This window comes from Psychrobacter jeotgali (assembly GCF_904846315.1).
Lineage (GTDB): Bacteria > Pseudomonadota > Gammaproteobacteria > Pseudomonadales > Moraxellaceae > Psychrobacter > Psychrobacter jeotgali.
Window position 1 is genome coordinate 827,160 of sequence record NZ_CAJHAF010000001.1, and the last position, 23,107, is coordinate 850,266.

General features: G+C 42.8%; 18 protein-coding genes. 10 read left to right on the plus strand and 8 right to left on the minus strand.

What is annotated here, in order from left to right:
• The first annotated feature begins 617 nt into the window (after positions 1-617).
• The 5 genes from sohB (at position 618) to JMX18_RS03445 (ending at position 6,483) form a co-directional block, all read left to right on the plus strand.
• Positions 618-1,586, plus strand: coding sequence for a protease SohB (gene sohB / locus JMX18_RS03425; protein ID WP_201584177.1), 969 nt, complete (start codon positions 618-620; stop codon positions 1,584-1,586).
• Positions 1,587-1,847: 261 nt separating this feature from the next.
• Positions 1,848-3,122 (plus strand): acyl-CoA dehydrogenase family protein, encoded by a 1,275-nt coding sequence (locus JMX18_RS03430; protein WP_201584180.1) that lies wholly within the window; start codon positions 1,848-1,850, stop codon positions 3,120-3,122.
• A 202-nt stretch (positions 3,123-3,324) separates the two neighbouring features.
• Positions 3,325-4,614 (plus strand): phosphotransferase family protein, encoded by a 1,290-nt coding sequence (locus JMX18_RS03435; protein WP_201584195.1) that lies wholly within the window; start codon positions 3,325-3,327, stop codon positions 4,612-4,614.
• Positions 4,615-4,708: 94 nt separating this feature from the next.
• Positions 4,709-5,458 carry a histidine phosphatase family protein gene (locus JMX18_RS03440; protein ID WP_201584198.1) on the plus strand — a complete coding sequence of 250 codons (750 nt, stop codon included), beginning with the start codon at positions 4,709-4,711 and terminating at the stop codon, positions 5,456-5,458.
• Between the two features lie 155 nt (positions 5,459-5,613).
• Positions 5,614-6,483, plus strand: coding sequence for an SDR family oxidoreductase (locus tag JMX18_RS03445; protein WP_201584203.1), 870 nt, complete (start codon positions 5,614-5,616; stop codon positions 6,481-6,483).
• 106 nt (positions 6,484-6,589) lie between these two features.
• Here JMX18_RS03445 and JMX18_RS03450 read toward each other — a convergent pair whose 3' ends face one another.
• The 5 genes from JMX18_RS03450 to JMX18_RS03470 all read right to left on the minus strand — a co-directional run bounded on the left by JMX18_RS03450 (position 6,590) and on the right by JMX18_RS03470 (position 13,088).
• Positions 6,590-8,281, minus strand: a complete 1,692-nt coding sequence (locus JMX18_RS03450; protein WP_201584215.1) for an AMP-binding protein — start codon at positions 8,279-8,281, stop codon at positions 6,590-6,592.
• Between the two features lie 435 nt (positions 8,282-8,716).
• On the minus strand, positions 8,717-10,438 hold the full coding sequence (locus tag JMX18_RS03455) for an AMP-binding protein (protein WP_201584218.1): 1,722 nt from the start codon (positions 10,436-10,438) through the stop codon (positions 8,717-8,719).
• A 360-nt stretch (positions 10,439-10,798) separates the two neighbouring features.
• On the minus strand, positions 10,799-11,572 hold the full coding sequence (locus JMX18_RS03460) for an ABC transporter permease (RefSeq protein ID WP_201584219.1): 774 nt from the start codon (positions 11,570-11,572) through the stop codon (positions 10,799-10,801).
• Positions 11,573-11,617: 45 nt separating this feature from the next.
• Positions 11,618-12,544: an ABC transporter ATP-binding protein gene (locus JMX18_RS03465; protein ID WP_201584233.1), complete on the minus strand. Its 927-nt coding sequence runs from the start codon at positions 12,542-12,544 to the stop codon at positions 11,618-11,620.
• Positions 12,498-13,088 (minus strand): thioesterase family protein, encoded by a 591-nt coding sequence (locus tag JMX18_RS03470; protein WP_201584241.1) that lies wholly within the window; start codon positions 13,086-13,088, stop codon positions 12,498-12,500. Before JMX18_RS03470 ends, JMX18_RS03465 begins: the two co-directional genes overlap by 47 nt.
• A 223-nt stretch (positions 13,089-13,311) precedes the next feature.
• On the opposite strand from JMX18_RS03470, the gene xthA reads away from it, so the two are divergent.
• From xthA to JMX18_RS03485, 3 genes are all read left to right on the plus strand, one after another.
• Positions 13,312-14,136 carry an exodeoxyribonuclease III gene (gene xthA / locus JMX18_RS03475; RefSeq protein ID WP_201584244.1) on the plus strand — a complete coding sequence of 275 codons (825 nt, stop codon included), beginning with the start codon at positions 13,312-13,314 and terminating at the stop codon, positions 14,134-14,136.
• 67 nt (positions 14,137-14,203) lie between these two features.
• A complete protein-coding gene (argJ, locus tag JMX18_RS03480; protein ID WP_201584246.1) occupies positions 14,204-15,442 on the plus strand; it encodes a bifunctional glutamate N-acetyltransferase/amino-acid acetyltransferase ArgJ in 1,239 nt (412 codons plus the stop codon).
• A gap of 288 nt (positions 15,443-15,730) precedes the next feature.
• A complete protein-coding gene (locus tag JMX18_RS03485; protein WP_201584250.1) occupies positions 15,731-16,129 on the plus strand; it encodes a DUF4377 domain-containing protein in 399 nt (132 codons plus the stop codon).
• Positions 16,130-16,342: 213 nt separating this feature from the next.
• Here JMX18_RS03485 and JMX18_RS03490 read toward each other — a convergent pair whose 3' ends face one another.
• A complete protein-coding gene (locus tag JMX18_RS03490) occupies positions 16,343-17,776 on the minus strand; it encodes an L-serine ammonia-lyase (protein WP_201584253.1) in 1,434 nt (477 codons plus the stop codon).
• Between the two features lie 441 nt (positions 17,777-18,217).
• Here JMX18_RS03490 and JMX18_RS03495 point away from each other — a divergent pair, with 441 nt between their 5' ends.
• A complete protein-coding gene (locus tag JMX18_RS03495) occupies positions 18,218-19,537 on the plus strand; it encodes a solute carrier family 23 protein (protein WP_201588201.1) in 1,320 nt (439 codons plus the stop codon).
• Between the two features lie 82 nt (positions 19,538-19,619).
• Here JMX18_RS03495 and JMX18_RS03500 read toward each other — a convergent pair whose 3' ends face one another.
• Positions 19,620-20,549, minus strand: a complete 930-nt coding sequence (locus JMX18_RS03500) for a DMT family transporter (protein WP_201584256.1) — start codon at positions 20,547-20,549, stop codon at positions 19,620-19,622.
• A gap of 298 nt (positions 20,550-20,847) precedes the next feature.
• Between JMX18_RS03500 and JMX18_RS03505 the strand changes: the two genes are divergently transcribed.
• Positions 20,848-21,894 (plus strand): WG repeat-containing protein, encoded by a 1,047-nt coding sequence (locus JMX18_RS03505; protein WP_227674545.1) that lies wholly within the window; start codon positions 20,848-20,850, stop codon positions 21,892-21,894.
• Positions 21,895-22,041: 147 nt separating this feature from the next.
• On the opposite strand, the gene JMX18_RS03510 is transcribed toward JMX18_RS03505, so the two are convergent.
• Entirely contained in the window at positions 22,042-23,091 is a 1,050-nt protein-coding gene (locus JMX18_RS03510; RefSeq protein WP_201584259.1) for an alpha/beta fold hydrolase, read from the minus strand.
• Between the last annotated feature and the right edge of the window lie 16 nt (positions 23,092-23,107).

Below are 23,107 nucleotides of genomic sequence, written 5' to 3' on the forward strand. Positions count from 1 at the left end.
TACTGTCCGTCATAATATTTGTTATCCAGTTGTCAGCCCAGTTTTGAGTGAGTTTTCAAGTAAAGTTACGCCGCATGCGCTAGCTAATAGACTGATATCAGTCTATATTTATAGGCAAATCATCCTACCAAAAGGGTTACTACCAAGAATTCAGCCTTGGTGAATCCATAAGCTATTAAGTTATAGACTTGAGGAACGCTGCTATAACACTGTATTTTAAATAAGTTTTATTAAAAATAGCGGATAGAACGTGCTCAAGACCAATCTTGTCACGTTAGCGGCATAGAAATAAATGTAGACGCATATTATGCCTAAAGTCCTTTTGTTATACAACTCTCATCCTGCAATCAGCTCATGTCATAGTCGAAATAACAGCAGTATCAAAGAGTAAATGAGCGTTGAAAGTGATTCGTTAAAAACTATAAGTTAAAAACTAGAGGCTGAAGATGCGCTAAGTAAATTAAATCAGGCGCTGATGCTTGAAAAAATTCACCACTGAGCGCATATCAAGCTAACATCGACACAATAACAAATTCTTAGCGACAATAAATTCTTAGCGACTTTTATTTTCATATTCTCATCACTCATCGATTTATATTATTAAGGAAAGCTATATTATGCTATTTCATCCTCCCAAAAATCCTGTTGAGCTCAAAGTACTACATTTAAACAAGGCTCAAGAGCAGCGCCGCCAAGACCTGATGGAAGCCACCCAAGGTAAAGCAGCTCTTAAGCAGCTCAAAAAACGTATGGCCAAAAAAGCCAAGCAAGCCCTAAAAGACAGAGCTAAAAGTAAGCATAAGTCGCAGCAAGTTTTTGTTTTGGATTTTGATGGCGATATCAAAGCCTCAGCGGTTAAACATCTGCGTGAAGAGATTAGCACCTTGATTAGCACCGCTAACAAAGGCGACGAGGTCGTAGTTCGTTTAGAATCGCCAGGCGGAATTGTACATGGTTATGGCTTAGCCGCTGCGCAGTTAGTACGTTTAAAAGAGGCTGGCCTTAAACTAACGGTTTGTGTGGATAAAGTAGCGGCCAGTGGGGGTTATATGATGGCCTGTGTGGCCGATAAAATAATTGCTGCGCCTTTTGCGGTTATCGGCTCTATCGGGGTAGTCTCGCAATTACCGAACTTTCATAAATGGCTCAAAAATCACGATGTTGACTATGAGATGTTTACTGCTGGGGACTATAAACGTACGGTAACTTTGTTCGGTGAAAATGACGATGAAGACCGTGCTAAGTATCAGCAAGAGCTTGAGCAGACTCATGAGCTATTCAAACATTTTGTCAATACTTATCGTCCGAAACTTGAGCTGGATAAAGTCGCTACTGGCGAGCACTGGTACGGTGAGGATGCGCTGCATCTAAACTTAATTGATAGCCTACAGACGTCTGATAGCTATATTTTAGAGTTGATGGATAATAACGAAGTTTATGCGCTGCATTCGCGCCAAAAGCCTACTTTGGCGGAAAAGCTTGGTTTGGCTCAAGCTGCCGAAGCGACGCTGAACTTAGCCGCTGATAAATTGCCTGAGGCTTTGATGCGTTTTGATTTTAATAGCCGTTTAAATATTTTAAAATAAGCTAAAGTATCAATGTTTTGTTGTTAAATTAACTCAATAACTCTTAGAGCTTATGTAATTTTTCTAAAGGCGTGACCCAACAGGTTGCGCCTTTTTGCTGTTTGTTGATAATGGCTATGTTATAAATAGGAAAGCATAAAAGGCTAAAGATAATAAGCCCTAATCAACTTGATTAGCTTTAAAGTATGGGTTTTAGGCAGTCGTTTAAGCTTGATACTTATAAAAGACTCATCAAGAATATCACCCAAGGAAGAGGTCATTATGTCTACAACTAATCCCACCAATACATCCAAAGCGCTGTTCACGACTAGTGAGCATGGTCAAAAAATGTATGAACAAGTCAAAGATTTTATTGCTAACGAAATTGAGCCAATAGAAGCCCAGTTTTGGCAGGATTGCCATGAGCAAAACCCTGATGGTAACTGGGAGAACTGGCATTGGCCAGAAGCGTATGAGACCTTACGTAAAAAGGCACGCAAGGCTGGTGTTTGGAATCTGTTTTTGCCTGATGATGAGTTAGGAGCTGGGCTATCGGTTACCGATTATGCGCCTATCGCTGAACTAACAGGACGTAGTTTGCTTGCGCCTTACGTCTTTAACTGCAACGCTCCTGATAGTGGTAATATGGAGTTGTTGTGGCGTTATGGTACACAGCAGCAGCAAGATAAATGGCTAACTCCGATATTAGAAGGCAAGACCCGTTCCGTATTTTGCATGACTGAGCCTGATGTCGCTTCTAGTGACGCGACTAATATGCAAGCGACCGCCGTAGTTGAAGGCGATGAAATTGTAATTAATGGTAGCAAATGGTGGTCGTCAGGACTTGGTGATCCGGCCGTTGATCTGTTGATCGTTATGGCTTATACCCCGGATGAGAGCAAAGATCGCCATCATCAGCACTCGATGGTATTGGTGCCTGCTAAGACCGAAGGCGTCAAAATTGAGCGTATGCTAAAGGTATTCGGTGATTATGATGCGCCGCATGGTCATGGTGAAGTTAGCTTTAATAATGTACGGGTGCCAGCGCATAGCTTTATTGGTGGGCCTGGTATGGGGTTTGAAATTGCCCAAGGCCGCCTGGGACCAGGTCGTATTCACCACTGTATGCGCTGTATTGGCGCGGCTGAAAAATCATTGGAGCTCGCCATTCACCGTGGTATGGAGCGTACGGCTTTTGGCAAGCCGTTACTACAATTGGGCGGTAATTTAGAGCGGATAGCGGATGCTCGTATCAAGATTGATCAAGCACGTCTACTGACCTTATATGCAGCGCAAAAGATGGACAGTCAAGGTACCAAAGCCGCTTTGACTGAGATTTCAGCGATTAAAGTAGTCGCGCCCACCGTACTCCAAGAAGTCGCTGATATGGCGATTCAGATCTATGGTGGTATGGGCGTTTGTCAAGATACGCTATTGCCGAGTTTTTATGCGCAAGGTCGAGCGCTACGCTTGGCTGATGGTCCAGATGAGGTGCATAAAAATATGATTGCCAAGTTAGAATTAAAACGTCAAGGCTTTCGCCGCAAGTCTAAATAGCCAGAAGTTTAAATAAGATTGGTTATTATTTATAATAGCCTAAGCAATAACAAATAACCGACTTTGAAGTGGTTAACATAACCCTAAATCTCAAAGTCGGTATTTATTGTTAACAGATATATTATTTAACAACTGAATATTTTTATAATTATAGATAGCAAAATTCTATAGTAGATAAACGATACATGATAAGGAATGTCGCATGGTAGCCCAAAACGATAAGCAAAATAGTGGAAAAAATAAAGCTAATATTGACAATGATAGTAAGCAATCTATTTCAAATAAAAAAGTTAGTGCAGAGGTGCTCGATAAAGGGGGCGAGATTCGTAATGGCGAAGAGCTGGATGCGCAAGCTATCAGTGACTGGCTACGAGAGCAAGGTATCGAAGTTGCTGGCGAGCCTCAAGTGACTCAATTCTCAGGTGGCGCCTCTAACTGGACCTATCGCCTACAATATGAAAATTATGATCTGATTTTGCGTCGCCCTCCTAAAGGCACTAAAGCTAAGTCCGCTCATGATATGGTGCGTGAATATACCGTCCAAAAGGCGCTAACAGACACTTATCCTTATGTGCCAAAGATGGTCGCCCTTTGTACCGATGAGTCGATAATCGGCGCTGATTTTTATATTATGGAGCGTATGGAAGGAATTATTCCTCGTGCTAATTTGCCTAAAGAGGTGAATCTAGACCCTGAGCAAACCCGTGAACTGTGCATCAATGTTATTGACGCTTTGATTGAATTGCATGACATTGATTATCAGGACAATGCTGATCTGGTAGCGCTTGGCCGCGGTGATGGTTATTGCGAGCGTCAAGTAAGCGGCTGGAGTAAGCGTTATGTCAAAGCCAAAACGCCTAATGTGCCAAGCTATGCTTTGGTGCGTCAGTGGCTAAGCAAGCACACCCCTGAGGATAGCAAAACTTGCGTTATTCATAATGATTGGCGTTTTGACAATGTTGTTCTAGATGCTACAGATGCCACTCAAGTGATTGGGGTGCTCGATTGGGAGATGGCCACACTTGGTGATCCGCTCATGGACTTAGGTAGCGCTCTAGCTTACTGGATTGAGGCCGATGATAATATCGTCATGCAGCAGTCGCGCCGCCAGCCTACGCATCTAAAAGGCATGATGACTCGCAGTGAAGTGGTTGATTACTACCTGCAAAAGACCGGTCTTGAGATTGACAATTGGACCTTTTATGAGGTCTTTGGACTATTCCGTTTGGCTGGAATCGTGCAGCAAATATATTATCGCTATTATCACAAGCAGACCAAAAACCCTGCCTTTAAGAACTTTTGGATTATCAATCATGTGCTGCACGCTAAATGTCTAAAGCTGATTGCCCAGTATGAAGGTGAGGTGCTATTTACTAGCCATGTACAGCCTCATCTAAAAGATATAGGCGTGGATAAAGCTACCGTTGAGCAACTGCCAAGCCCTATCCAAAAGGTTATTAAAGGTATTTTACCTAAAGGTTATTTTGAATAGTTAGGTTGCTGCTGTCTTGTTTTAAAGCGCTACAGTACTACTGATATTAAGGTAGCGCTTTTATTTTTTATTAGTTTTTATGGATAACCTTAATATGACCACAATATTATTGGCACGGCATGGTCAAGCATCGTTTGGCCAAGCGAACTATGATCAGCTCTCCAAGCTGGGTATCAAACAAGCGCGCTTATTAGGGAAGCATTATGCCAGTACCCAGCGGCGTATTGATGCCGTTTATAGCGGTAGTTTGGTGCGCCAACAAGATTCAGCTCGTCATTTTTGGGAAGTGTATCAAGCCTCAGCAGCTGATAGGGAGTCCTCTGCCTTTGATATCAGTACGCCTGAGCAGCACGTATTGCCCTTATTTAATGAATTTAATCATAAAGATGTGTTTTTAAAGTCTGATCCCGCTTTTGCTAGTCCGGCTGATATTGCGGCCAAGATTGCCCAAGCTGAAAATCCCAATCTGCGCTTAGCGGAGCTTTTTGATAATGCTATGCAGCGTTGGCACAGTGGTAACTATGATGAGGATTATATTGAAAGCTGGTTGCAGTTTAATAGCCGGGCTCAGCAAGCCCTTGAGCAACTTATTGAGCGTATAGAGACTTTAGGACACCTTGAGAAAGGTAGCACAGTTTTAGTATTTACCTCTGGTGGCGTCATTGCTGCTATTACCGCCAAGCTCTTAGAGCAGGACAGCAAAGGTTCTTATCAAATCAATAAAAGTTTGGTCAATACTGGGGTTACAGCTATTACGCTACCCAAGCAGACGCCGCGTTTGTTATCTATGAACGAATATAGCCATCTGTTCGCTGATGGTGAGTCCTTTGTGACTTGGCGCTAAATTGAGCAAACTGGTGTTTAGCTTATAATCAGAGTCATAAGTTGGCAGTATTGATACATATCCACTATCCCTATACTGGATAATAGGCCTTATAATGCTATTTTTTAGTATACATTTTATCTCTGTACTGTACCCAGACGTTTAAAGGATTGCATATGCCGCATAAACTGAAAAAAATAATGACACAAACTGTTAAAAAGAGCAAAGATCAAGCTTTAAGCGCGGTGCAACCTGCTCGCTATCTAAAGCGTTTAACCAAGCTGCAAGTGGGTCAAGGTAAGACGGTATTGGTAACCGGCGCTAGCTCAGGGTTAGGGGAGGGCATGGCAAGGCTGTTTGCCAAGCTGGGTTATAACTTAGCTATATGCGCCAGACGTACGGATCGTCTAGAGCAACTACAAGCAGAGCTATCTGACAAACATCCTAACATTCGTATTGCTTATAGAGTTTTGGATGTGACCGATTATGATACCATCTTTGAAGTGTTTGATGCTTTTGCGGCAGATTTTGGTCAGATTGACCGAGTAGTAGTTAATGCGGGCGTGGGTGACAGTCGCCGTATCGGTAAAGGTCGCTTTGAGACTAACCGCCGGACTGCCGAGATCAACTTTGTCTCTGCATTAGCGCAATGCGAAGCGGCGATGAAGATTTTTCGTGCGCAAAATAGTGGTCATTTAGTAGTGATATCCAGTATGTCAGCTATGCGCGGATTACCTAAGCACATGACTACTTACGGCGCCAGTAAAGCGGGCTTAGCCTATTTAGCAGAAGGCATCCGTGCTGATATGTTACTCGATAAACTACCCATTAAAGTTTCAACCATTTATCCGGGTTATATTCGTACTGAGATTAATACCAATGCCAAGCCATTACCCTTTGAAGTTGATGCAGATACTGGTACTAAAGCTATAGTAGCGGCTATTGAGACTGAAGTAGCCGAAGCCTGTGTACCCAGCTTGCCCTGGTCTATCGTCGGTAAGGCTATGAAGCATTTGCCACTGAATATAGTCAATAAAATCAGCTAGGAGCTAAAGTAGTTGCTTTGACGGTTTTATTAACAAAGCGCGCTCTATCTTAAATAGCGCGCTTTAGTCTTAGTAGCGGTTATTTTAATCTAAGCCTGTTTGTTTATTAAGCCTGATTTTCTAAATGCTGGTTGCGTAGCTGTTGGCGTAGTACTTTGCCGACATTGGACTTGGGTAGCTCGTTGACAAACTCGATATAGCGCGGACATTTATAACCAGTCAGATTGTCCAAAGCAAAGTCCTTAATGTCCTCTGTAGTTACGTTTTTGTTCGCAGGTACCACATATATTTTGACCGCTTCACCTTGGCGTTCATCAGGGATGCCAATGACCGCACAATCAATGATACCCTCACAATCGAGCATCACCGACTCCAGCTCATTAGGATAGACATTAAAGCCTGAGACCAAAATCATATCTTTTTTGCGATCAAGCAAAGTAAAGTAACCCTCATCGTTCATACTGACAATATCACCGGTACGAAAATAGCCATCTTTAGTAAAGCTGTCACTATTATCGTGGTTGAAATAACCAGAGGTGACATTGGGGCCCTTAATACACATCTCACCCGCTTGACCCACGCCTAAACGCTGATTATCTTCATCAAGGACAATGATATCGACACTAGGGACGGGCACGCCAATAGTACCGTTAAATTTGCGATCAGTGATAATATTAGCAGTGCCCGCCGCCACGCCTTCAGTCATGCCCCAGCCCTCGACCATAGGACAGCCTGTAACCTCCAACCAGCGCTTTGCAGTCTGCTCAGTAGCTGCCATACCGCCCGCTTGGGTGATACGTAGCGAGCTGAAGTCTAGTTTTTGAAAGTTTGGCTGATCAAGCAAACCTTTAAATAGCGTGTTTACCGCAGGGAAGATATGGAAAGGTTGCTTGGATAAGGTCTTGATAAATCCTGGCATATCGCGTGGATTGGGTACTAAGATAAAGGTATAACCTGAGCGCATGCCGAGCAGGCTTAGCATAAAAGCGAAAATATGATACAGCGGTAACGCCATCACCATATTGATATACACCTCATCAATCTCTGAGGTAACAGGGCGATACCAAGCTTCTGATTGTAGCGCCGCTGCCACAATATTACGCTGGGTTAATATCGTACCCTTTGATAGTCCGGTCGTGCCGCCGGTATATTGCAGGACTGCTTTTTGTTCTAAGGACATTTTTGGTGCTTGATATGGTAGCGTTTTACCTAACTTCAGCACCTCAGGGAACTTGTTTACCTCATGCTTGGGGTCGTTGAGTTTATATTTAGGTACTAATCGTTTGACTTGACGAACTATGGTATTGACCAGCACGCCTTTTAGACCCATCATATCGCCCATTTTTGACAACACAATCCGCTTGATAGCGGTCTCATCGACCACTTGTTCCAAAGCTTGAGCAAAATTATCTACAATAAAAATAACTTTAGCACCTGAGTCGTTAAGCTGGTGACGGAGCTCACGGCCGGTATATAAAGGGTTAATAGGAGTGCAAACGAAGCCCGCTCGCAAAATACCGATCATCGTTGGTAGATACTGCGGGACGTTTGGCATCATTAATGCCACGATAGTTCCTTTGGGTAAACCTTGGGCCTGTAACCAAGCAGCAATAGCTAATGAAGCCTCGTCAATATCGCCATAAGTATGAGTGACGCCCATACAGATGCTCAAAGGATGCATACGAAAGCGGTTAAAGCTTTCTTCATACAAATTCATTAGGCTGCTGTATTGGTTGGGATCAATAGTCTTAGGTACATTGGTGGGATAATGATTTAGCCAAGGTTTATCTTCTGACATAATTAACGTCCTAAAAGGGTGATGATTGAGTAAATTTTTATGCGTCGTAAGACTTGAGTCATTGTTTATAGAGAATAATGCTGATTAATCAAAGCTATCAGGTGTTAGGCTGAGTTTTAAAGATTATTATGCAGATGAGCCGAACTTTTTTGGCTTGGTTTTTAGATTAATCAGCTACTGATATAACAATAACTGACAGGAGAGTAACATAGTAGCAACCTAAAACTGTATTTTTAACCAAAGACTTAGCAGTTTGTAAAATTATATGGACAAACGAAATTTAGTTAATCAAGTTAAAGGCGATTTACGGTCATAAAAACAGATAAGCTGAAAATTTGACCAAAAAAAGAGCCTTTTACTTAATAAAAGGCTCTAGAGAATAGAATTGGGTAAGACTGATTGGAATTAATTGGAACTGATTGATAGCTACTGCAGTTAAAGATTATTTTCTAAAGGATGATTTTCTAAAGGATAATCGGCTAAGTGTTTTTCACGCAGTTTTTGCCGTAATACTTTTCCGACATTAGACTTGGGTAAATCAGTCACAAATTCGATATAACTCGGGCATTTATAACCGGTTAGATTATCTAAGGCAAAGTCTTTAACTACTTCTGCAGTGACATTGCTATCCGCAGGCACGATATAGAATTTAACCGCTTCACCTTGGCGTTCATCAGGAATGCCAATGACCGCACAATCTATAATACCGTCACAATCGAGCATCACCGACTCAAGCTCGTTAGGGTAAACATTAAAACCTGAGACCAAAATCATATCTTTTTTGCGATCAAGTAAGGTTATATAGCCTTTTTCGTCCATGCTGACAATGTCACCAGTACGGAAGTAACCGTCTTGGGTAAAGCTATCACTACTGTCACGATTAAAATAACCAGAGGTGACATTAGGGCCTTTGATACACATCTCGCCCGCTTGACCCACGCCGACACGCTGGTCATTATCATCGATTATGATTACATCAACGCTAGGTACAGGTAGACCAATGGTGCCATTAAACTGGGTATTGGTGACGATATTGGCGGTACCGACAGCGACGCCTTCGGTCATGCCCCAACCTTCAATCATGGCACAACCTGTAACCTCCAGCCAGCGTGTTGCCGTCTGCTCAGTAGCTGCCATACCGCCGGCCTGCGACATACGTAATGCGCTGAAGTTTAGCTGTTGAAACTTTGGATGATCAAGTAGACCTTTGAATAGAGTATTGACCGCCGGTATAACATGGAAGGGCTGCTTAGATAAGGTTTTGACAAACCCTGGGATATCGCGGGGATTGGGTACTAGGATGAAGGTATAACCTGAGCGCATGCCCAGTAGGCTGAGCATAAAAGCGAAAATATGATACAGCGGTAACGCCATCACCATATTAATATAAACGTCTGCAAATTCTTTGGTAATAGGACGCGACCACGCTTCTGATTGCAATGCCGCTGCTACGATATTACGCTGGGTCAATATCGTACCTTTTGATAGTCCCGTAGTCCCGCCAGTATATTGCAAAAAGGCAGTTTGATCTAAAGTCGCCTTTGGTTCTTGAAAGGGCAGGGTTTTGCCTTTTTTGAGGACGTCAGGGAACTTGGTGACCTCATGTTTGGGGTCATCTAATTGATATTTAGGCACTAAGCGTTTGACTTGACGGACAATAGTATTTACTAAAATACCTTTTAGTCCCATCATATCGCCCATTTTTGACAGTACGATACGCTTAATCGAGGTTTCACCGACCACTTGCTCTAATGCCTGAGCGAAATTATCAACGATAAAAATAACCTGAGCCCCTGAGTCCGTCAATTGATGGCGGAGCTCACGACCCGTATAAAGTGGATTGACCGGGGTACAAATGTAGCCTGCGCGTAAGATACCAATCATCGTAGGCAGATACTGCGGGACGTTGGGCATCATCAATGCTACAACGCTACCTTTTGGCAGGTTTTGCGCTTGTAACCATGCGGCTACCGCTAGCGAAGCCTCTTCTATTTCGCCATAAGTATGGGTAACTCCCATGCAGATACTCATAGGATGCAAACGAAAGCGATTAAAGCATTCCCCGTACAGCTCCATTAAGCTGCTGTATTGATTGGGATCAATAGTTTTAGGTACATTAGGAGGATATTGAGCGAGCCAAGGTTTTTCCAAGTTCATTGTCAGAGTCCTTAATGAGAGCTACTACAAAGGATTTGACAAGGAAACGGCCATTCAATATGAGTATCTGATACTAGAAAAGTAACAGACTTGATAGAGATCATAGCTGTTGAATGATGCGACATCCTTGTCTATCAATATTCTATGTCAGAATATTGGTGATATATTCCTGTAAGACCTAAATAATATGCATCGCTACTCTTTAGCCGATTGATATTAATAAGTTTAACCTTTATCACTAACAAATAGTAACATGGTAGTAACAATATTTAATATTGCTAGAATTGGACTGACTAGTACGTAAAAAAATATAGACAAAGCTGAATTTTACTCGGTGAATATAAAAAGTAAAAATAAAGGCTAAGGAATAATAAGCTGCTTTTTTTGATTAAAAAAGCGCCTATATATAAGCAGAGCACTGATAGTGCACCCCAATGTGCTACTAACGCATATCAAAAACATAGTGACAATCTGATAGCGTACCGCTTGAGTAGGATCTGCGCCAGCTAGTATTTGACCGGTCATCATACCCGGTAGGCTTACAATACCAACGACTAGCATAGAATTTAGCGTTGGAGTCATGCCATTAATAATAGCAGCAGTTATTTGTTCGTGTACGGCCTCAAAGGGACGAGCGGACAAGCTTAGCATCATCTCAATCCGAGCTTGTTGTTCATAAAGGGCTTCGACAAGCTGATTGCTAGTCAATGAAATTGCAGTCAAAGCATTGCCTAGTATTAGACCTAGTATTGGAATAATAAACTGCGGTGTATACCAAGGCCGCACTTGTAAAATAAAGCCGATAGCAATGATGGTAACCAATACGGCTGAAGCGCTGACAGCAATAAGGGTATCGGTAAATAGTCCTTTATAAGCCCGTTTGACCCGGCTTTTGGCCGCACTTCCTGCAATCAAAGTCATGATAGTCAGGATAATTAATACTTCATACCAGTGTTCACGAGCGAAAATCCATGCCAGCACTAGCCCAATAAAACTAAGCTGTACTACGGTACGAATAGCAGCTATCAACAGAGTCGAGGTTAGTTTTAAACGTAACAGCCACGATACCAGCATAACAATGAGGATCAAACTGCTGGCAAGCGCAATATCTGTATAAGTTAGGATGATTTGCATATCAGCGGTACCTATAGGTGATGGTTCAACACGTTTTAGTTTTAATTATTTAGCGCCTGAGTAAGGGCTAGACATCTCCGTTAATATTCCTGCCTGCATATGCCAATGTTTATCTGCTAGTGGCATAATATCTTCCGTGTCATGAGTCACCCATAGCATAGCCCGTTGAGGCTTAGCCTGTAACCAATGCATCAATAACTTTACCAGTTTGCTTGAGGTTTCACTGTCTAATGCGGCTGTTGGTTCATCTAATAACAGCACTTGCGGTGATAATTGTAGTAGGCGTAGAGTATTGACCAGTTGACGCTCACCCCCTGATAGATGGCTGGTAGGCTGCTGCAAAAATTCAGCGGTGCGCTCCAAATAAGCCAGATTTTCGATATGCCACTGACTATCAAAACGGCTTTTTTTATGAGCTTGCAACTGATATGGCATCTGCAGGTTATCAAGGACGCTGCCTTCCAGTAGTTGTGGATGTTGAGCAAGCAAAGCCACCTGCGCGCGCCACTGTGTAGGCGAGGTATCATGAATACTATACTGGAGGTTATCGCGGTGATCGAGGTTAGGATAGTGCCAAACATTACCGGTATCCATCGGAGCTAATCCTGCTAGCACTCGTAGTAACACTGATTTTCCGCTACCAGAATGACCGGTTAGTACAGTAACTTGGCCAGCTAGTAATGTGCCACTTACGCCCGCTAACAGGGTGCGTTCATGAGTCGAGGCAGACTTATTAGTACCGAGCTTATCTGTTATTTTTGTTAACCATGACTTATAGAATGGAGAAGGAGAGGCTTTAGAAAAACCAGTCTGTCTATCATCTTCACTAGCAGCATCCCGAGTATGCTTAGCAGATTCAGCTAAGCCAATAGGGTGTTGGCCATATATCCAAATATCTTTGAAGCCTAGTATGGGATTGTTGACCTCAATATTCATCGGTATGATGCGTGATAGCTTGTTGAATGGTATCATGTAGCTTTTGCGGGACGCGGATAGGGCGGATTGGAGTAGCGTTAGGTAATGCAGCAAGAGCACTAGTGTCATTTTTTGAAATTGGCGTTGAAGGTTCAGGTTTAGTTTGATTCTGCACGCAAGCAATAATAATTTTGGCGCTACTTAATAGCGTGTGGCTCTCGGGCAAGTCGTCATTTGTTGCTAAATTGCGGTGAATGCTTTGATGGAAGACAATACTGGCAGGTTTTAGTTCTACTTGATCAATACGTACACTAATAACCTCATCTAAGAGGATGGCTTTACGATATTGCAACTGCGCTTGGCTGACCACAAAATGCTGAATTTCTCCATCGTCAGTTTGCAAAAAATAACCCGGAAGTCCAAGCTTGCTAAACCAATCACGGCGGCAATTCTCAAAAAACACTAAGTGATTGGCGTGATAGACGATACCGCCGGCGTCAGTATGATTGATATAAATGGGATAATCAGCAGTAAATAGAGGGGAAGCAGTGCCTTTTTGTGCTGTTGTTGTAGACGTGGAGCGGGTTGATTTATTTGGCATAAAATGACTCGATAAATAATTAAGGTTTTATTTACAGTTATGATAATGACGTTCAGCTAAAGACTCAAGGTTCTTATCATTAACTTATGACCAACAACCTCATTATCAAACTAATAATAAGCAAAAGTTTAGTAATCCATAGATGCAAATAGTTTCTTTATAATAAATAGTTTCTAAGCTATCTAAAAAGTATAAACCAGTAAATAATAATATAGGACAACGTATGACTCGTTTTGTAAGCTTTAATATTAACGGTATTCGCGCCCGTCAACATCAGCTAGAAGCCGTACAAGCGGTAATAAATCCTGACGTTATGGGTCTGCAGGAAACTAAAGTCCACGATGACCAATTTCCCTTAAAAAATGTAGAGGGTTTAGGTTATCACGTCGAATACTTCGGTCAAAAAGCCCATTATGGGGTAGCATTATTGTCCAAAGTGGCGCCTATATTTGTGCAAAAAGGCTTTCCGGGTGAAGACGAGGAGGCGCAAAAGCGCTTTATTCATGCGCGTTATTTATTGCAAGGGCGCGAGGTTGATGTGCTTAATGGCTACTTTCCGCAAGGTGAAAGCCAAGATCATCCGACCAAATTCCCTATGAAGCGTGCTTATTATGCTGATCTTATCGCTTATATTGATACCCTAAAAGCGGAAGGGCGCTCGATGATTATCATGGGTGATATGAATGTAGCACCCGAAGATACTGATGTGGGTATTGGTGAAGCCAATGCGAAGCGCTGGCTTAAGAATAGAAAAACCTCTTTTTTGCCCGAAGAGCGCGAATGGTATGAGTCTTTAATGTCACGTGAGCTCATAGATACTTACCGCTTGCATTATCCCACTAGCACGGAATTTTATAGCTGGTTTGACTATCGTAGCCGTGGTTTTAATGATGATCCTAAGCGTGGTTTACGTATCGATCATATTTTATGTACTACAGATTTAGTAGACCAATGTGTGGATGCGGGTATTAGCTATGAGCTACGAGCAATGGAAAAACCCTCTGATCATGCCCCAATATGGTCAGCATTTGACTTGAGTAAAGTATAGTTTTAATCTTTATTTCTATTAACAGACCCTAATATTTTTATCAAAATGACTCAAAAAAGGATTTACTATGGCTGTCGGCAACGTTGCAGTACCCAATACTATTTATCCCATCGACGGTATCTCTCTTAGTACTACTGCCACCGGCGTGCGCTATAAAGATCGTGATGATCTAGTGGTTATCAAAATTGCTGAGACGGCAGCAACGGCAGTTGTTACTACCAAAAACACTTTTTGCGCCGCACCTGTACGAGTACTGCGTGAACACTTTAGTCAGTCCAGTCCGCGTTATTTAATTACCAATACCGGCAATGCTAATGCGGGTACTGGCGCTGATGGTATACGCCGTGCTCAAGATATCTGTACAGCGCTAGCACAAAAGGCTGGGGTAGATACTCAGGCAGTACTGCCGTTTTCTACTGGCGTTATTGGCGAGCCTTTGAACAGTGAGGCGGTAATAGCAGGGTTAGATAGTGCTTTGGCTAATTTGGGTTCTGATAATTGGCTAGCGGCAGCGAACGGTATTCGAACCACCGATACCATCCCTAAGCTTGCCAGCCAAAAAGTCGAGATTGACAGCGCTACTGATAAAAGTGTGAGCTACCACATTACTGGTATCTCCAAAGGCTCAGGTATGATTCGCCCCAATATGGCAACTATGCTGGGCTACGTGGCTACCGATGCTAATATTGCAGCAGATTTATTGCAAGAGATGCTTATCGCTATTAATGAGCAGTCCTTCAACCGTATTACCGTCGATGGTGATATGTCTACCAATGATTGCTGTGTGCTGATAGCTACGGCTACCGCCAGCTCAGAGCTGATAGATAGTACTGATCATCCACACTATCAGCCATTATTTACTGCCTTAACCGAAGTGTTTGTACGCTTGGCACAACTGATTGTGCGTGATGGTGAAGGGGCTACCAAGTTTATCACCGTTAAGGTAACGGGCGGCAAAACCACCCAAGAATGCTGCGATGTGGCTTACGCAGTAGCGCACTCGCCTTTGGTTAAAACCGCCTTTTTTGCCAGCGATGCCAATTGGGGACGTATTTTAGCGGCCGTAGGTTATGCTGGTATCGACGATTTAGATACCGATCAAGTTGATGTCTCACTAAATGAGGTTATGATTTGCCAAAACGGGGTGGTAGCTCCGAATTATACCGAGGCAGCTGGTAAAGAAGTCATGAGTCGCCCTGAGATTACTATCCATATCGATCTGGCTCGTGGTACAGCTAGCGATACGGTCTATACTTGTGATTTATCTCATGATTATATTAAAATTAATGCTGACTACCGTAGCTAAAGTGAGTTGATCCGAAGTGCTAGTTACCAAATTAACTATGCTTGCGGATTCTGATAGTTTGCTCTTGATTAATATATAACTATTTAAAGTGAGCGTAAAAATAGTTTTCAGTTGCAAATCCTGACGTTAAGTTACAAAGCAGTTATAGAGGATAGTGTTTTAAATCTCTTATACTTACTGTAGTACGACAACAAACACAGCCACCTCAATGATGATGATTTCTATTAGAATTAGGTGGTTTTAGTGATGAAAAAGATGAACAAATAGTAATTAACTGAGGAAAATATAATGAAAAAATTAGCAATTGCTGCATTGATGGGTACTGTCGCTCTAGCTGGCTGTTCTACTGCTGCTCTAGATGACCAACGTACGATGGTTGTCGATGGCGAAAGAATGAATGTCAAAGTCGTTAATATCCCAAGCTTCGACGTGGAAATTGCACCACGTAAAGCGCTTTGTGATCGTGTAAACACCCGTGGTGAAGTAGTGGAAGCTCAGTGCTTACAGTATCGTGAGACTTTCCGCAAAAACTACAACACTTTAAACGGTGATATCCAAGGTTTCACTTATGAGCCTAATTATCGCTATGTGCTAAACCTTCGTCAAGAAGCAGTAGCCGATACTCAAAGCGGTGTGGTAGAGCCTGTTTGGATCTTGAATGAAGTTATCTCAAAAACTGCTGAATAATTTTATCTTTAAATTATTTAATATCTTAAATCGTTAAATCACTGATATTGTATAATTAAGTTTTTACAAGGTAAATATTTACAAGTCTAGTAAAAAGCCTCTAATTCGTTAGAGGCTTTTTTGCATTTTGTACTATAGTCAGTTGAAAGTAAAACTGTTATGTAGGTTCGAACGTGCTACTGGTATTAATTTTACTTAAAAACACTTTTATCATCAGCATTGGCTGTAGTTGACACTGACGCCGCTGGTTGCAGTAGGGATACGGTCATCAGCGTAAACTGCCAATCCGCCACGAGCGGTTTCCTTATACTTATCAGACATGTCAGCACCAGTCTGTTTCATGGTTTGGATGGCTTTATCCAATGAAACAAAGTGCTGACCATTACCTCGACAGGCCAAACGGGCGGCATTAATAGCTTTGACTGCCGCCATAGCATTACGCTCAATACAAGGTACTTGCACTAGGCCACCGATGGGATCACAAGTCAATCCAAGGTTGTGCTCAATACCAATCTCGGCGGCATTAAGGCACTTGGCAGGGTCGCCGCCTAAGATCTCTGCTAAAGCAGAAGCCGCCATTGCGCAGGCAGAGCCCACCTCTCCTTGACAGCCCACTTCAGCGCCTGAAATAGAGGCATTTTGTTTAATTAAGCTGCCAATCGCTGTAGCATTTAATAAGAACTGGTGTACGCCTTGTTGACCATAACTCTGTAGAAAGTCGCGATAATAATGTAATACTGCCGGGATAATTCCTGCCGCACCATTCGTAGGCGCAGTGACTACTTTGCCGCCATTGGCATTTTCTTCGTTGACCGCTAATGCATAAAGATCGACCCAATCCATTGCCGCTAATTTATCCGTTTGAGCTATAGGCAGCTCTTTTTCAGCCAATAATTGCAGATGTAGCGCTTGCGCACGGCGCTTTACTTCTAAGCCTCCAGGTAGTATTCCTCCATTTTGGCACCCTTGTCTGACACACTCTTGCATCACCTCCCAAATGGCATCTAAATAAGACAATATCTCGCTCTCATCGCGGTAATGACATTCATTAGCCAGTACCAGCTCGCTAATACTGAGATTATGTTGGCGGCATTGCTCAAGTAATTCGGCAGCACTGTTAAAGGGGTAAGGTAAATCATTAATAGTAGGGCTGGCATGATCTATATCTGGGGTGCTAGCATCCTGTTCATTAATAACAAAACCGCCCCCAACAGAGTAATAAGTTTGCTGATAAACCACCCCATCTAAAAAAACTGCACGAAGGGTCAGCGCATTGGGATGATAAGGTAAGACGGTGTCATCGTACCAGTAGATATCACCCTCGCTGTCAAAGTCAATAAGGTGTGCGCCTGATAAATTCAGTGTTTTATCAGACAGTATAGGCGCTAGATATTGCTCAGTGAGACGCGTATCAATGGTGCTTGGCGTATGACCGAGCAAACCTAGCAAGATTGCAGTATCAGTAGCGTGCCCCTTGCCGGTGGCGGCAAGAGAACCGTAAAGCTCAACCTCAATGCTTTTAATAGTGGTTAGTGGAGCTTGCTTTACTAATGAAGTTAAAAATAAGTTGGCAGCTACCATGGGCCCCACAGTATGTGAGCTTGAGGGACCAATACCAATTTTGAATAAATCAAAAACACTAATCATGAGAGACTACCAAAAAATTAAAATAAAAGGATAAAAGCTCGACTGTACTGTATAAATGGAGAGTGAATAATCGCTTTTGTTTATTATTAAATTCCGTTATGATGCACGGCATCAATAGTTGTGTAACAATCTGTAAATCAATGGCCGTTATCAAGCGTCATTATAAGACTCAGTAGCTATTAGCACTAGCAATTAAAATATTAAATTTAGTAGAACACATCTATCTTTAGATCGCTAGCAAAAGTTAACGCTAGTAGATAATAAAGGCTTGATTTTGAGTGCTTTTTTATAAGATGTCGTTGTATTAATTTATTCTGAGTAAAGGTGGTCATCTGATTTACTCTGTTAGGCCATAAAGGAAAAGTACGCATGAAACCTTCCTCAGAGCATTCCACTCAAGAGCCCAATGCATTAGAAGCTGCTGGTATCGATCCTGCGGTTATGAACTTGACTAACAATCCAGATTTTGAAAATGGACGTTGGTTCCCCAATTGGCGGCCTTATACGGGCGATCTTGATCTTAATCCTGTCGGTATCAATGAATACTTGCCACCAGCTAAAAGTCTGTTATTAGGTATCCAGCATACTTTTGCGATGTTTGGTGCCACCGTTCTAGCCCCTTTGTTGATGGGTTTTGATGCCAATCTAGCTATCTTGATGTCAGGTATCTGTACGGTGATGTTCTTTGTGATTACCGGTGGCAGGATGCCAAGCTACCTAGGCTCTAGCTTTGCTTTTATCGGTCCGGTCATCGCCGTAACGGCTTATGCTGGGGTTGGCTTTAATAGCAATCTAGATGTTGCTTTGGGCGGCATTATGGTCTGCGGTATCATTTATGCACTGGTTGGTTTACTGGTTATGAAGACGGGCACTGGCTGGATTGAGAGCTTGATGCCGCCTATTGTCACCGGTGCGATTGTAATGATTATCGGTCTTAATTTAGCACCAGTAACTATTCAAGGCGTATCGGCTAATCAGTTCGATGCGTGGATGGCAGCACTGACCGTACTGCTTATCAGTGGGGTGGCGGTATTTACTCGTGGCATGCTCAGGCGCTTGTTGCTATTGATCGGTTTGATACTGTCTTATGTTATCTACTATCTAGTAACTAATATTATGGGTTATGGGACACCGATTGACTTTAGCGGAGTTCAAGCGGCGGCGTGGATTGGCTTGCCGGATATACATACGCCACGTTTTGAGCTCAGCGCTATCGTTTTAATTGCGCCAGTCGCCTTTATCCTTGTTGCTGAGAATTTGGGTCATTTTAAAGCGGTTGAAGGCATGACCAAAGCTCGAGTGACTCCTTATATGGGTCGAGCATTCTTCGCTGATGGTTTAGCCACCACTTTCTCAGCCGGATTCGGCGGTACCGGGGTGACTACTTATGCTGAGAATATTGGAGTCATGGCGGTGACCAAAGTCTACAGTACGACGATATTTGTCGTAGCTGGGCTGGTCGCTATCTTATTAGGGTTGTCACCCAAGTTTGGCGCTATTATTCAAACTATTCCGCCAGCATTATTGGGCGGTGCTTCTATTATCGTATTTGGTTTAATTGCTATTGCCGGTGCTAAAATTTGGTTGGATAACCGTATTGATTTTACTAAAAATAGCAATCTTATCGTAGCAGCGGTCACCGTTATTATGGGTACTGGCAACTTTAGTCTACATATAGGCGGCTTTGATTTGGGCGGTATTGGTACGGCAACTTTGACTGCTATTGTGCTCAATGCTTTATTTAATCGCCAAAAAGCCTAAGGGTAAATAAAAGGAATTGGGTAAGAGCTTAATGAGTCGTTTTAGCGGTTAGCTCTTTTATTAGTACTTATATCGACATGCCCTAGAATTTACGTTTATAGAATCGGGAAAAGAAGCGATAGCGTCTTAGGGTGCGCGGTTTGGGATTCAGCGAGCCTAGGTAAATGGCGAACATAGTCAGAAATGCGCCGCTCCACTGCAAAGTATTGATGGATTTACCAAGCCAACTGTAATCTATCACTAAGGCTGCAATGGGCTCGCTCAATAGCAGTAGACCGGTGATTGCCAGTGATAGTTTGGGGATAGAGTAAGCGATCAAGCCCCAAGCCAAGCACTGCATGACAGCGCCATATATCAAAATCCAACCGAGCTCAGACCAAGTGCTGGGCATAATATTACCGCTATCTAATATTAGCATCGGTATAATCATCGCCAGTACGCCGCCAACACTAACCAGTTGCATCAATATAAAGATGGGTGTCGGTTCGGTATCATGAGTTTTTCGAATAAAGCTCATAGAGGCGGCGAGCATAGCGCCTGATACGATACCGGTGACAAAACCCCAAGTAGCGGCGGTATTTTGAGCAAATTCGGGACTACCAATCAAAGCTACCCCTAACATGGCTAAGCAAAGACTGATCAATTGTAAAATAGACTGGCGCTCACTGAAGAATAAAAACCCAATAGCGGCTAAGAAAAATATCTGTAAACTGTTTAATAAGGTTGAGATACCGGGACCAACCGCATAAATACTCTCATGCCAAAGCGCTAAGTCTAAACCTAAGAAAACCCCAGATAATAATCCATAGACTACCGCTCGACGCGAACGAGGCAATCGCTGCCCTGTCATTTTCGCTAGTATAGTAAAGACCACGCCTGAGATTGCTAGCCGCCAGAACGACATCGCCCAGCCGCCAATATCCACATGAGCGACAATAAGGCTGCCTAAGCCAAAGATAATACAACCTATCACTAAACCAATAGATGCAGAGCGTGAAGCTGCGTCAGCCATAACTTTTCCTTTGCGTAAATGCCAGCTTTTTCACTCGCTGATATAGCTATTTACCGTTCAAAATGAACCCAAGCTAAAGTTTACTAGATGTCAGAGTTGAATGCGAATGCTGACAATTTTCTGACAGATTCTATAGCTTGCTGTTACACCTTTACTTAATATTGATAGGCGGCTGAGCTGCTATTTGCTAAAGTAACTGCTTGTATTTGAAATGATTATTTACGAAGTGCATTTATAGAGGGTAATAGCTTGAAGCTTTTATTCTAATCACGTTTAATTCTTACTATTGGGTTCTTTTATGGATCAAAGTAATATCTATAAAACCAGCTACAGAACCACTAGCTTGCAAAATATATCGAAGGCTTTTTATTTGCTATTTGCTTCTATAATGGCAACCTTGCTACGTCTATCTATAGCTATCAGTGTGGTAGTTGGTAGTGTTTTTATGGTATCAACTGTGCAAGCAGCCAGCTGCAAAGTCCCTAAAAGTTATTATAAGAATGTCTCTTGTACCGCTGATAGTAATTACTTCTTAGCGAAAAAAGACTTTGGTGCCCCCGTAGCGCTTATCGATAAAAATGGTAAAAAGGTCGCTGACTTAATGGACTTTCAACGGGTCGATGGAGCCAAGATAGCAGGCGGTCTAATGCCAGTACAACGTAACAGCCGGGTCGGTTATGTCAACATGCAAGGCCGGTTAGTGATTCCGACTATGTATGATATTTTAAAAGACGATCAAGGCTGGGCACGTCCCGTATCTGAGGGGCGCATTGTGGTCAAAAGAAATGGTCATTACGGGGTCATTAATACCTCTAATCAAACTATCGTGCCTTTTTCATCCGCCATTACTAATATTGACAATTATCGCGGCGGCATAGCAAAGGTGCGCAAGAACCAAGCGCTAAGCCGGCTGGATAAAAATGGTAAAACGACTAGCGACCCTAATGCCAAAGCCGAAACTAAAGCGCCTGTGCAAGCCTCAGACAATCGAGTGAACCCCTCTATACCCCTTCCTTTTACAACCTTGCAGCCGCATCAGCAAGACGGAAAGTGGGGATTCGTGGATGAGAAAAAGGTAACGATGATTACTTATTCCTTCGATGATGTACGCCCTTTTTCTGAGGGTTTAGCTGGGGTGCGTGTCGATGATAATTGGGGATTTGTTAACTTAGGCGGCGATTTAGTCATCCCTTTTCGTTATGATAATAAGATAACTAAAGCCCATGACAATTATAACGGCGTATCCGCTTTTGTCTTTAATAATGGCAAAGCTTGGGTGGGCAATCTCAACAATGGCGATAAAATGTGTATTGATAAACAGGGCGAAACCGTTAGTTGTGATTGATAAGGTTAATATAGTCAGTTGAAAGTAAGGATTTTAAAGTGACTCAACTATATGTCCAACAATACCGCTTGAACATAGCTGGCTTTTACATAAAAACAGCGCTAGAGGTTGTTTAAAACTTCTAGCGCTGTTTTTTTTCAACACGTCCTAATCTAATAAATGCTTTTGGATCAATTCAACCAAGTAGGGCTGATAGTAGGTAGGGATGTCATGAGCCATACCTTCTATCAAATGAAAAGCTGCATTGGGAATGGTTTTGGCAACCACCCGCCCTTGTGAAGCTGGCAGTAGACCATCGGCGCTACCATGAATCACGATAGTTGGGGCTTTAACTTGCTTACTAAAGCGGCTGATAGAGCCTGAAGCTAAAATAGCATTAAGCTGCTGCACTGTACCTAAAGGATGGAAATTGCGCTGATAGCGTATCTTGGCAATCTCACGTACAGTACGCACATTGACATGCCCTGGCGTTCCTACGGTCTTCATAAACCAAACGCTATGACGCACAATATCGCGCTCAGAATGACTCTCAGGACGATTGATCAGGGTGTATAGCTGTTTTGGTCTAGGAGGCTTCAAAAAGGCGCGGTTGGTGGTGGTAAACATAAGTGCCATACGTTTTACTAAGCTTGGATAACGCGCAGCAGCGATCTGAGCGATCATACCGCCCATTGAGGCGCCGAGCAGATGAGTGCTGCCAAGATTTAACGCCTTAATTAGCCGTACCGTATCTTCTGCCATATCGGTCAAATTATAAGCGACCTGCTGACTCTTATTCGATAATCCGGTTTGTAAGCGCATCATCATCTTTAGCTGGCTAACCCGAGGTAGACCTTCGATTTGAACTTTGGAGGACAGGCCGATATCACGATTGTCAAAACGGATCACAAAGAATCCGGCATCAATCAAACGTTTAACAAAATCGTTTGGCCAAAAAACCATCTGTGAGCCCAATCCCATAATCATTAGTAAAGGGGGATTGGTAGGATCACCGCCAGCCTCAACGCACAGCTCAATACCATCTCCGATATCGATCATGGCCTGATAGAGATCATCATTTAGATCAGAGGCACGCCAAGCATGCTTACCAAATTGCTGCCATGCCGGCGTGGGATAATAGTAAGAGACTGCTGAAGAGTCAGCAGCATCAAGATCATCAGAATGACTGAAGGATTGTGAATGTTTTGGGTCGATCATAAGCTTTCCTATTTAG